The organism is Streptococcus dentapri (genome assembly GCF_042649885.1).
Classification (GTDB): Bacteria; Bacillota; Bacilli; order Lactobacillales; family Streptococcaceae; genus Streptococcus; species Streptococcus dentapri.
This window is the reverse complement of record NZ_JBHSAC010000069.1, coordinates 32962-45285: the sequence shown is the minus strand read 5'-3', so window position 1 is coordinate 45285 and position 12324 is coordinate 32962. Positions and strand designations below refer to the sequence as shown.

Here is a 12324-nt window from a genome sequence, read left to right as displayed (position 1 = left end):
TTTAGTATACTCCTAAACAGAGCAAAAAGCTCTTAGAAATGCAATTCCAAGAGCTTTGTCTTCAGTCTGAGACAGTTGGAAATTCCAACTGTCTTTTTATAGCGATTATTCAGTTGCTTCTGCTGCTAAAGCAGCTTTTGCAATATAGCTTAATGGTTGATTAAAGTGTGGTAAAAAGAACAAATCCAATAAGGCCAAGCGATCAATAGTAACTTCTTCTTGAATAGCCAATGAGAAAAGGTGAATTCCCATTGAAATATCACCACGAGAAGCCATTTGAGCACCTAGCACTAAACGACTATCCTTATCATAAACAATCTTGAGCGTAACATCGTAATTTCCATGTTCTATAAAGACAGGTTTTTGTTCGTCTGTAATTTCAACGGTTGCGGGTTTATAGCCAAAATGTTTTGCTTTTTCTTCTGTTAGACCGGTGGATACCATGTTTAATCCAAAGATAGAAATACCATTTGAACCTTGAACACCTAGTGATTCCATTTCATATCCAGCTGCATTGTGACCGGCAACCATGCCTGATCGCAAAGCATTTGAGGCGAGGGCAATGTAGTTTATACCATCAATAGCATTATCATAAACTGTTGCACAGTCACCAATAGCATAAACATCGGGAAGACTTGTTTCTTGCTTTTTATTTACCAAAAAGGCCCCATTGCGGAAGGTTTCTAATCTGCCACTTCCTAATTGTGTATTAGGACGGAAGCCAACAGCAAGAACAACCATATCGACGTCGCGTGTAGCCTTATCAGTTACGATACGCTCGACTTTTCCATCCCCCTCAATAGCTTTGACCGTTTCACCAAAAGCCAACTCAATGCCATTATCTTCAAGATTTTTACACATCATATCAGATAGGTCACTATCATAATAACCTGCCAGACAGGTTTCTACCACATCAATTAAAGTAACTTCTTTGCCCAGACGTTTAAAGGCTTCAGCTAATTCGACACCGATATAACCTGCTCCGACAACCGCAATTTTATCTAAATGCTGTGCCTTGTCTTGTAGTTTATCAATAACCTGTTGGGCATTTTGGAAAAGTTTAACAAACTGAAGGTTTTCTAAAGTTGCTTCAAATTCTAAACTACCTTCCTTTATTGCCGCACCTTCAATTGGTGGCAAAATCGGTGTAGAACCTGTAGCCAAAATCAATTTATCATAAGACTCAAGATGTTCTTTATCATCAACAAGGGCTGTGACAGTTTTAGCATCATAGTCAATCGCTGTTACAGGTGAATTCATGTAAACCTTAGCGCCTTTAGATTCCAAAAGTTCTTTATCGGCATAAAATAAACCATCTGGACCTGAAATTTGTTTGCCTATCCACAAAGCCATGCCACATCCCAAAAATGAGATGTTCGAATTTTGGTCAAATACTACTACTTCATTTTCATCGGCATAGTTGTCAAGAATGGTATTCACGCTTGAAGTCCCTGCATGATTAGCTCCAACAACAACAATTTTTGACATAAGTTTTCCAACTTTCTATTATTCTATTAATTAAGAATATCATATAGTGAAAACGATTACAAATAATTTGCTCAATCTTTTTCAGAAAGCTAAAGAAAATATTTACCTTTTTTATTGCTAGCATTAATCCGCTTTGTTCTCAAAAAAACAGGCAGATAAAAGAAAGAGCCGAGCTTACCCCGACTCTCACAAACTATGAACACTTACTTTTTCAATTCCCAAATTTCTTCCGCATACTGACTAATAGTGTCATCAGATGTGAATTTATGAGATTTTGCAATATTATTCAAACTCATACGAGCCCATTTGTCCTTATCACGGTAAAGAGCATCAACTTTTTCTTGAGCTTGCACATAAGAATGAAAATCTTCTAATAAGAAATATTCATCATTATGTTGAATGAGAGCTTCGTAAATTTCCATACCTTCACTCTGGATATTAGGGATAGTCCCATTGACAAAACTATCAACCACTCGATGAATCGTAGCATCGCTCTCATACAAGTCGCGAGAATGGTAATCATTAGCTTGGTAGTGGGCATAGACGGCATCCTTATCCATACCAAAGATGACAATATTATCATCTCCCACTTCGTCTTTAATTTCAATATTAGCTCCATCAAGAGTTGCTAGAGTAATAGCACCTGTCATCATGAATTTCATATTTGAGGTTCCTGAGGCTTCTTTTGAGGCCAAAGAAATTTGTTCGGATACATCTGCTGCAGGAATGATCAATTCTGCTAGGCTGACATTATAATTTTCCAAGAAGAATACTTTGAGCTTCCCTTGTAGGCTATCATCATTATTAATCAGTTTAGCGAGCTCATTGATAATCTTAATAACTGATTTTGCAAAATGATATCCTGGTGCTGCCTTGGCTCCAAATATAAAGACACGTGGAATCATATCCTTATCAGGATTGTCCTTCAAATCTAAATAGAGCTTAATGATATGAAGAACATTTAAAAGTTGGCGCTTATAGGCATGGAGTCGTTTAACTTGAACATCAAAGATAGCATCAGTTGATACATCAAAACCTGTCGTCTCTTTAATATAAGAAGCTAGGCGCCCCTTAGCATCCTGTTTAACTTGATAAAAGTTATCCAAAACTTCTTTGTCATCAAGATAGGTAGTTAAACCTTCTAGCTCGTGGATATCTTTTCGCCAACCTGTTCCGATAACCTGATCAATAGCACCGGATAACTCCGGTGCAGCAATTTGAGTCCAACGACGCTGCACGATTCCATTAGTCTTGTTATTGAATTTCTCCGGATAAAGACGGTAGAAACTCCGCAAAGTATCTTCTTTCAGAAGTTCTGTGTGCAGCTTTGCAACACCGTTAACTGAATGACCGGCAATAATAGCTAAGTTCGCCATATGAATCTGATCATCTTTAACAATCCGAGTGTAATTGACCACGTCTGCATCATAACCCGCACGTCCTAAATCTGCTACAAAGCGGTTATCAATCTCAAGGATAATTTGATAAACACGTGGCAAGACCTTCTTGAATAACTCAGCATCCCATTTTTCCAAGGCCTCTGACAAAATCGTATGGTTGGTATAACTCATTGTTTTAACAGTTGCAGTCCAAGCACTGTCCCATTCCAAACCGTATTCATCAACTAAAAGACGCATAAATTCTGCTGGAGCTACGGCTGGATGAGTGTCATTAATATGGACTGAAACCTTTTCATAAATAGCTTCAAGAGGCAATCCCTGTTTGAGATAATTTTGGATGATGGTTTGTAGGCCAGCACTGGTCATAAAGTACTCTTGGATAAGACGTAGCTGCTTACCTTCTAATGTAGAATCATCTGGATAGAGAATAGCCGTAATGTCCTCAATAGCGCGGCGAGAAGCTACAGTTGGATAATCAGCTTCATATTCTTCTGGGATTTCAACATCCCACAGACGCAGATTATTAACCACATCATTTTGGAAACCAATCTGTGGAACATCGTAAGGAACAGCACGAAGAACTTGACTGTTGTGATAATTAGGAGTCAAATTTCCTTCCTCGTTCATTTCAAGATAGACATCACCAAAGAGTCTAACCTCAACAGCATCATGATCCTTGCGGATTTCCCAAACATTCCCCAGTGTACCAAACCAATCGTCAGGTAATTCTACCTGATAACCGTCAATAATCTTTTGTTTAAAGAGACCATAACGATAGCGAAGACCATTACCAAATCCTGGGTAGCCCGTCGTTGCCAAAGAATCCATAAAAGCAGCTGCTAGACGACCTAAGCCACCATTCCCAAGAGCCATATCATGTTCAGTATTTTTGACTTCTTCAAAATCAATGTCGAGCTCAGCAAATCCTTCTTTAACAAGGTCTAAAATCCCTAAGTTAAGTAGGTTTGTCTCAAGCATACGTCCGGGCAAAAATTCAATAGAAAAATAATATGCTATTTTTTCCTTGTTTTCTGTCAAGTTTCGGTTGCGATCTAACCACATCGGTGTATAGTATTTACGGATGACTTTTGCTAGTGTTGCAAAGAGTTCCGCCGGAGTTGCTTGAGGAACCTTAATTAACTGTTCTTCATGAAGCGTATCTTTAAAATCACGAATAAATTGGTCTTTAGTAAGTGTCATTGTATTGCCTTCTTTACCTTCAATCTAATTAATGTAACTCATTGTATAAATATTCATATGCTTGACTGGCTGTATCCCATGAAAAATCCTGAGACATCGCTTGTTTTTGCAATGTCTTCCAGTCATCTGGACGGTTGAAATATGTCTCTAGGGCATATTCTATCGTATTGGTCATAATATAACCTGAAAAGTCATAGAAAGAAAAACCAGTGCCTGTATGATCCAATTCATTATAAGGAATAACCGTATCCCTAAGGCCTCCAACTTCATGGACAATTGGAAGACTGCCATAGCGCATAGCCATCATTTGCGACAGTCCGCATGGTTCAAAGGCAGATGGCATCAAGAACAAATCACTCGCTCCGTATATCTGCTGGGCCAGTCCGAGGTCAAAAGTGATATTAGCAGACAGTTTATCAGGATACTGACTAGCAAACCAAGAAAAGGCATTTTCATAATCAGGATAACCTGTCCCTAAAACAACAATCTGCAAATCAAATTGCAGGATATGCTGAAGTTCGCTAACAACTAAAGAGAAGCCTTTTTGATCAGTTAAACGTGAGACAATACCAATCAAGGGAACATCTGACCTCGCAGGAAGACCTAGACGCTCTTGTAATTTAAGCTTATCAACAGCCTTTCCGGATAAATCTGCTGCCGAGAAAGGAGCCTCTAAATACTGGTCCGTTTCTGGATTGAACAGGTCCGTATCAATACCATTAACAATTCCTGAAATTTTGCCAGATTCCATCCGCATCACCTGATCCAAGCCCTTACCAAATTCTAGCGTCATGATTTCTTCAGCATAAGATGGAGAAACAGTTGTGACACGGTCAGCGTAGAGAACCGCGGCCTTCATCCAATTTAGTGCTTCATTCCAGCGCAAAGTTCCATCAGCATAGCGTTCATAACCAACACCGAAAAGATTTCCCAGCATGTCTGGATCAAATTGTCCTTGAAATTCAATATTGTGAATGGTGAAGACTGTTTTAATATTACGATATGCCTCAATCCAATGGTATTTTTCTTTGAGCAAGAAAGGAATCATACCTGTATGATAGTCATGCACATGGAGGATATCTGGAATAAAATCTATTTTTTCCATCAACTCCAGAGCCGCTAGTTGGAAATAGGCAAAGCGTTCACCATCATCCCAATCACCATAAATCTTACCGCGATAAAAGTAGTATTGATTGTCCAAAAAATAGAACTCAATGCCATCTCTCACCAGCTTTTTCACACCAACATATTGATGACGCCAGCCGACATTGGTGAAGTAATACATAAAATCTTCAACTTGATCACCAAACTTCGCGTCCACCATATCATAATATGGCAGAACAACAGCGACTTGATGACCTTTCTTCACTAAAGACTTAGGTAGAGCACCAATAACATCACCTAAACCACCGGTTTTAGCAAAAGGAGCTCCCTCTGCTGCTACAAACATGATTTTCATTGAATAATATCTCCAGAAATTTCTTGACCTTTATCAATCACTAAAGGATTGTCAGCTGTTCCGCGTAGAGTTACTCCTGCAGGAATAATGACCCCCTTATCAACAATAGCGTGTTCAACAACAGCGCCGTCTCCGACATGAACTTTAGGAAAAATAACAGATTCACTAACTCGTGCCCCCTCTTCAATCCGACAAGAGCGTGATACAATCGAATGATGGACACTGCCCTTAATGATTGAACCGGATGCAAATTGAGAATTGTTTACATCGGAGTTGCTCGCATAGTAGCTAGCTTCTTCATTTTTTACCTTAGTATAGACTTTTTGATTGCCATAGAAGAGTGCGTAAAATTTTTGCGCATCCAACATATCCATATTAGCATCATAATAAGATTGAACTGAGCAAATATTAGACAGATAACCTGTATATTCAAATGCCAGAGCATTGTGACCTACAATTAAATCACGCAGAAGATAGCGAAGTTTACGAGGCTCATCTTTCTTAGCTTCTTCTTCCATTTTTTCAATGAGAAAAGGTGTATTAACTACATAGATATCGGTAGACATCTTTTCGTTCTCACTACCAGGAGTAGGGTCAATTTTACCTACTACAGTATCAGACTCATCAATTTCTAAGATTTCATTTGCTGAAGATAGCGAATTAGAAGCTATTTTTTTATAAACAACACTGATTTCACGTCCAGTGACATTGTGAAGATGGATAACTTGTTGCAAATCAATATTACATAAGATATCACAGCTCATATAAATCGTTTGATTTGAGCCTGTCCGTTTTAGATAGGTTAAAATTTGATTATAGTAATCCTTATCTGTTACTTGGCTTTCGACATCTGTATTGTAGAAACCAAGGAAATAGTGACTCAAGAGAGTGTTGAGCCCCCATTCACGACCGCTACGGATATGGTCAAAAATGGAACGAATATTTTGCCCGCGGAAAATTCCATAAACACTTCTAATACCCGCATTGGCTAAATTGGACAATTGAAAATCAATCAAGCGGTATTTCCCATCGAAAGGTAAACTAGCCAGAGGACGATTAGCTGTCAATCCTCCCATGTCATGATAGCCTACTGCATTCCCTAAAATAGCCGAATATTTATCAATCTTCATTTGGTACCCCCACTCTTTCATTGTGTCCTACAACTTGAACTTCTTCTGCGCCATTAATTTCAACACCGTCACCAATAACTGCTCCTTCGCCAATAATGGCCCGCGTAATTTTTACGTCTTTACCAATGGTAGCACCACTCATGATGAAGCTATCCTTAATCTGGGCATTATCCTTAACTTGCACATTGGTTGATAAAATAGAATGTTCTACACTACCAGAAACAAAGCAACCATCTACAACCAAAGAATCCTTAACAGAAGCTTCTTCGGTGATAAAATTTGGTGGTGCAATCAAGTTTTTAGAGTAGATCTTCCAATCGTGGTCACGACTATGAAGTTCATTGTCCTCGCCGATATATTCCATGTTTGCTTCCCAAAGTGATTCGATGGTACCAACATCTTTCCAGTAACCTTGGAAATTATAAGTATAAACACGGTCACCAGCTTCTAAATAAGCAGGAATAACGTTCTTACCAAAGTCGGACATGTCAATGTTGTTCTTTTCAGCGTTGACTAGAACCTTACGCAGACGCGCCCAGTCGAAGATATAAATCCCCATGGATGCTTTGGTAGACTTAGGATTTTCAGGTTTTTCTTCAAATTCAACGATGCGGTCACTCGCATCGGTATTCATAATCCCAAAACGACTAGCTTCCTTGAGTGGAACATCGATAACAGCCACCGTTAGGCTAGCTAGATTATCTTTATGAGTATGAAGCATATCGTCATAGTCCATCTTGTAGATGTGGTCCCCTGAGAGAATCAGAACATACTCTGGGTTAATGCTATCAATATAATCAATATTTTGGTAAATAGCATGACTTGTTCCTTGGAACCAACGATTTCCTTCGGTTGCCGAGTAAGGTTGAAGAATAGTCGCTCCAGAGTCAATTCCATCTAGCCCCCAAGAAGAGCCATTCCCAATATGATTATTTAGAGCTAAGGGTTGGTATTGGGTAATAACACCAACATTGTTGATTCCTGAATTAGCACAGTTAGAGAGTGCAAAATCAATGATGCGATAACGCCCTCCAAATTGTACAGCTGGTTTAGCAGTACTTTGTGTCAGTTTGCCCAAACGGGTACCCTGACCTCCAGCTAAGATTAGTGCTAACATTTCATTTTTCATTCGATAGACTCCTTTTTTTCTGTTTGTTAACAATTGATTAGCGTCTTTTTTAAGGTGAAAATTATCTGTTGACATCTCAAGTGTTTCATTTGATTAGTTGCGTTTTCCTTTCAGATGTCTCTTGACTCTCCAGATACTGGCTCCCATAGCAGGGGCGGTAAAAGTAAGTGTCTGTTGATAATCCTTCCACAGACCTGCTTGGGTTTTCGTTTCAGGATTCTTCTCCTTCCAAACACCACCAAATTCTTCAAGTTCTGTATTAAAGACTTCTTCATATATTCCAGGGATTGGCACACCAATAGTGAAATTCTTTCTTTCAACAGGGACCATATTGAAGACACAGACTAAGAGGTTACCTTTTTTATCCTTACGAATAAAAGATAGAACCGTTTCAGCTGCGTTATCTGCATCGATGATTTCGAGACCCTCGTAAGAATCGTCAATTTGCCAAAGTTGGCGATGGTCCTTATAGAAAAGATTAAGCTGAGAAGTGAAACTTTGCATTTGATGGTTTAATTCATCTTCTAAGTTGCTCCACTCCAACTGGTAATCATATTTCCACTCTAAAAACTGTCCAAATTCAGATCCCATAAAGAGCAACTTTTTACCTGGGTGACAGATTTGATAAGTATAAAGACAGCGCAAGCCTGCAAACTGATTGTAGCGATCCCCCCACATTTTGTGCATAAGACTTTTCTTCCCATGAACAACTTCATCATGGGAAAAAGGCAAGATAAAGTTTTCAGAGAAGGAATACATAAAACTGAACGTTAACAGATTAAAATCGTATTGGCGATAAATAGGATCCTCTTTAAAGAATTTGAGGGTATCATTCATCCAACCCATATTCCATTTGTAATCAAAGGCCAAACCACCATCATTGATTGAAGCAGTAATTGGTGTTCCAGCTGTCGATTCCTCTGCAATCATCATGACATTTGGATGATAATAATGAACAACACTATTTAATTTCTGTAAAAAGTTAAAACCTTCCAAATTGCGATTGCCTCCGAAGACATTAGGTGTCCAAGGGCCGTCATCATAATCACGATAGAGCATGTTGCTGACAGCATCAACGCGGATACCATCAATATGATACTGTTCTATCCAATACAGAGCACTGGATATCAAAAAGGACTGTACCTGATTTTTACCCAGGTCGAAATTAAGAGCTCCCCAGCGACGGTTATGAGCACGATCGCTATCAGCATATTCAAAGGTCGGTGTCCCATCAAAATAAGCTAGAGCATCATCATTTTGCGTAAAGTGTCCTGGTACCCAGTCAACAATAACACCAATATTATTTAGATGACAGGCTTCTACAAAATCCTGAAAATCTTCGGGACTACCATAAGTATGCTCAAAGGCAAAATATCCCATGAGCTGATATCCCCAACTCATACCTAGAGGATGAGCCATCAGAGGCATAAACTCAACATGAGTGTAGTTCATCTCAACTAGGTAAGGAATCAATTCTTTAGTTAATTCCTTGAAAGTTAGGGGCTCACCATTTTCTCCGAGTTTCCAAGAATTGGAATGAACCTCATAAATATTGACCGGACGTTCCTTAAAACCAAAACGTTTGCGACGTCCTATCCATAGACTATCCTTCCATTTACGTTCCTCAAAGGTCTTAATGATTGCTCCTGTCCCCGGTCTCTCCTCAAGATAAAGGGCACAAGGATCAATCTTTTCAACTAATTGTCCGCCTTGTCTCTTAACCAGATACTTATAAATCTGACCTTCCTGAGCTTGATCCGTCACAACTTCCCAAACACCAGCATGATTTAGCTGCATATCCAAGGGATTCTCAAACCAGTCCGTAAAATCACCAATAACCTGGACATGTTCAGCATGTGGGGCCCAGACACGAAAGCTATATTGACCATCGTCTTCTCGATGAACTCCCAAGTAATTTTGAACCTTAAAATTTTCACCAGTCCCAAAAGTATAAAGTTCTTCTTCTAGTGTCATATCATCACCTGCCTTTTACTTGTTTTCAGAAAACAATTTATATAAAACAAATAGCAGCCTTAAAACTAAGGCTGCTCAAATTGTCAATGGGCAAACTAACATTATAAAATGTCAGCGCTTTCAAATACTATCTTTATTTTAACATATCCTGACGTTTTTGTCAGGTCATTTTAAAGGATTTTTTTCTATTATTAAAAATTAAAATAGAATTTCCAAGAGCAATTTTCACTACTCCAGATTGATAATTATTTTCTATTATTTTTACATTTTCATGCAATTCCTCAAAACGTCTTTCAGAAAATAACTCTTTCGTTTGTTTACGAGATATTAAAATCCGAATACTTTCCAGTAAATCTTGATATTCTGACACCAAATTCCAATCGATAACATTGACAGAATCGGGAGCATTGTAGCTATTACTGGCCCTTTTAAAATCATCGGGTGTCAGAGTTTGATTTTCTCCGGTTGGATACAGTTTAGTCCGCATAAATTCTTGTCCTAACTGCATAAAGCAGATACCCTGCATGGAGAGATTGAGCGCATTAGCTAAATAGACCCTATCTTTTCTATCTTTTAGACTATCATCTGGATGTAAAATGCTTAGAAGATCATTAAGATTATAGTTATCATGTGCTTCAACATAATTCAAGACCTGCCCCGGACTTGAATAAGGGGCAAAAGCCTGACTGCCAATTAAGGCTTGCGATACTTCCTTCTCTACTGCTGCGCCGGAAACAAATCCCGCCTTGATAGCGCCATAGACTTCAGCCCCCTTAACAGCATCACGTGCATTATCATTAAAAAAAGCAATACGGGGCATCTGATCAGCATTATGTTTGGCAGCTTTTTGTCTAGGAGCCAGCCCTGTCCCCATATCCCACCCTTCACCATATACGAGAATTTGTGGATCAATACTATCTAGGAGATCACGAATCATATTCATCGTCTCAACATCATGTAGTCCCATAAGGTCAAAACGAAAACCATCAACATTGTATTCTTTTGCCCAATACTCGATAGAGTCCAGCATATATTTTCGGAACATTTCCTTTTCGCTTGCTGTCTCATTGCCACAACCAGAACCATCTTGGAAAGAACCATCAGCCTGCATGCGGTAATAATAATGAGGAGTAGATAACTGGAATGGGGAATTGTAAGACGAATAAGTATGATTATAAACAACATCCATAATGACTCCGATACCGGCATCATGATAGGCTTGAATCATCTGTTTAAATTCTAAAATTGGTGCCAGTGGGTTGGTTTTATCTGCAGCGAATTGGACATCTGGAACATTGTAATTTTTGGGATCATAGCCCCAATTATAAAGGAGCTGACCATCTTGTGAGTAAGTCTTATGATGATCAAAAACTGGTTGTAGCTGAACATAAGAATAACCCATGGACTTGATATGCTCAAAAGCTGTCGGGTTCCCCTGTTGATTATGGACCCCTTGCTGGCAGGCTCCCAGAAAAGTACCCCTTAGTTCTGGTGAAACACCAGATGATTCATCATTTGTAAAGTCTCTGAGATGCATTTCACAGATAACGGCCGAGCAGGCATTGGCTGTACGCCAATGCGCATCTTTCCCCTGTTTAACAACGAAACCGTCCGGCTGCAAATCCTCATTAGCGACGATGACCGACTTTTGATTATCGAGGCTAAGAGCGATAGTATAGGGATCTCTAGTATCTTGATAAAATTCCTGCTCGTGATAGACACGGTACTGATAGGACCAGTCCTTTAAATTCCCATCTACCGTAACCGACCAAACCCCTTGTGTATTTAGTTCATGGTGGTCTGTGTTAACCCCGTGACCTCTTTCCATAGGAATAATACGGGCTGGGGAATAATCGTCCTTATAGAGAAGGAGATAAATCCTATCGGCCAAGGGAGACCAGAGCTTAAAACTGGTTTTATCCGCTTGATAACGAAAACCAAGCCAACCCTGATAAGCCCATTGGTGATCGAAATCATTAGCTCTAATTCCCATATCAAATGCATTGTTATCATGACCTGTATAAAAAGGACTGGTTAAAGCAACTTGTTTAGAATAATAAACATGATTATCTCCTTCAACCAACCAAATATTGTTTGGAGCATCTCCTAGGAAACGCCTAACCGAGTAATCACATGTTTGAAAAGACCAATCCGCTGTTTTAACCAAGAGATGAGCTTGATGAACAAAATGATCTGATGGATAAGTAATCTTCCCGATTAGACCAAAATCATCCTGATCATCAAAATTGGCATCTTCTCCCCAGTAACCGTCCAGCCATTTCCACATGCTATAACCATCATACTTTTCATGTTTAGCATGGAAATGTACCGTTAATTGATTTTCCATCATTTTTAAAACTCCCAATTATTTTAAATAAAATTCCTATTACTAACATTCTATCATAGTTGCAGACTAATAGACAGCCAAGGAGGCGAGAAAGTGATTTCATAAAAAATAAGAACTTTTTTCTCTTGCTCCATAAGTTTTATTTTCACCACTTTAAAAAACTGTTCCTGCTCCTGTCAATCTCTTATTTCACTTAC

Annotated in this window: 7 protein-coding genes; all 7 read right to left on the bottom strand. The window is 39.0% G+C overall.

The features are described 5' to 3' along the window. Nucleotides 1-105 precede the first annotated feature (105 nt). The 7 genes from nox to pulA all read right to left on the bottom strand — a co-directional run bounded on the left by nox (nucleotide 106) and on the right by pulA (nucleotide 12127). Nucleotides 106-1488: a H2O-forming NADH oxidase gene (nox, locus tag ACFOSE_RS08370; protein ID WP_380432391.1), complete on the bottom strand. Its 1383-nt coding sequence runs from the start codon at nucleotides 1486-1488 to the stop codon at nucleotides 106-108. A gap of 203 nt (nucleotides 1489-1691) precedes the next feature. Beyond that, nucleotides 1692-4088: a glycogen/starch/alpha-glucan phosphorylase gene (locus tag ACFOSE_RS08365; protein WP_380432389.1), complete on the bottom strand. Its 2397-nt coding sequence runs from the start codon at nucleotides 4086-4088 to the stop codon at nucleotides 1692-1694. Between the two features lie 28 nt (nucleotides 4089-4116). Beyond that, on the bottom strand, nucleotides 4117-5547 hold the full coding sequence (gene glgA, locus ACFOSE_RS08360; RefSeq protein ID WP_380432387.1) for a glycogen synthase GlgA: 1431 nt from the start codon (nucleotides 5545-5547) through the stop codon (nucleotides 4117-4119). Further along, the gene (glgD, locus tag ACFOSE_RS08355) at nucleotides 5544-6677 is read right to left on the bottom strand and encodes a glucose-1-phosphate adenylyltransferase subunit GlgD (protein ID WP_380432386.1); all 1134 of its coding nucleotides are present in this window, start codon (nucleotides 6675-6677) and stop codon (nucleotides 5544-5546) included. The genes glgA and glgD overlap by 4 nt, the downstream gene beginning before the upstream one ends. After that, nucleotides 6667-7806, bottom strand: a complete 1140-nt coding sequence (locus ACFOSE_RS08350; protein ID WP_380432384.1) for a glucose-1-phosphate adenylyltransferase — start codon at nucleotides 7804-7806, stop codon at nucleotides 6667-6669. The genes glgD and ACFOSE_RS08350 overlap by 11 nt, the downstream gene beginning before the upstream one ends. Nucleotides 7807-7899: 93 nt before the next feature. After that, on the bottom strand, nucleotides 7900-9780 hold the full coding sequence (gene glgB, locus ACFOSE_RS08345) for a 1,4-alpha-glucan branching protein GlgB (protein WP_380432382.1): 1881 nt from the start codon (nucleotides 9778-9780) through the stop codon (nucleotides 7900-7902). 160 nt (nucleotides 9781-9940) lie between these two features. After that, the gene (gene pulA / locus ACFOSE_RS08340) at nucleotides 9941-12127 is read right to left on the bottom strand and encodes a type I pullulanase (protein ID WP_380432394.1); all 2187 of its coding nucleotides are present in this window, start codon (nucleotides 12125-12127) and stop codon (nucleotides 9941-9943) included. Nucleotides 12128-12324 lie beyond the last annotated feature (197 nt).

Coding starts and splice junctions, on each gene's coding strand:
- nox (WP_380432391.1), bottom strand. CDS start 1,488: ATGTCAAAAATTGTTGTTGTTGGAGCTAATCATGCAGGGACTTCAAGC.
- ACFOSE_RS08365 (WP_380432389.1), bottom strand. CDS start 4,088: ATGACACTTACTAAAGACCAATTTATTCGTGATTTTAAAGATACGCTT.
- glgA (WP_380432387.1), bottom strand. CDS start 5,547: ATGAAAATCATGTTTGTAGCAGCAGAGGGAGCTCCTTTTGCTAAAACC.
- glgD (WP_380432386.1), bottom strand. CDS start 6,677: ATGAAGATTGATAAATATTCGGCTATTTTAGGGAATGCAGTAGGCTAT.
- ACFOSE_RS08350 (WP_380432384.1), bottom strand. CDS start 7,806: ATGAAAAATGAAATGTTAGCACTAATCTTAGCTGGAGGTCAGGGTACC.
- glgB (WP_380432382.1), bottom strand. CDS start 9,780: ATGACACTAGAAGAAGAACTTTATACTTTTGGGACTGGTGAAAATTTT.
- pulA (WP_380432394.1), bottom strand. CDS start 12,127: ATGGAAAATCAATTAACGGTACATTTCCATGCTAAACATGAAAAGTAT.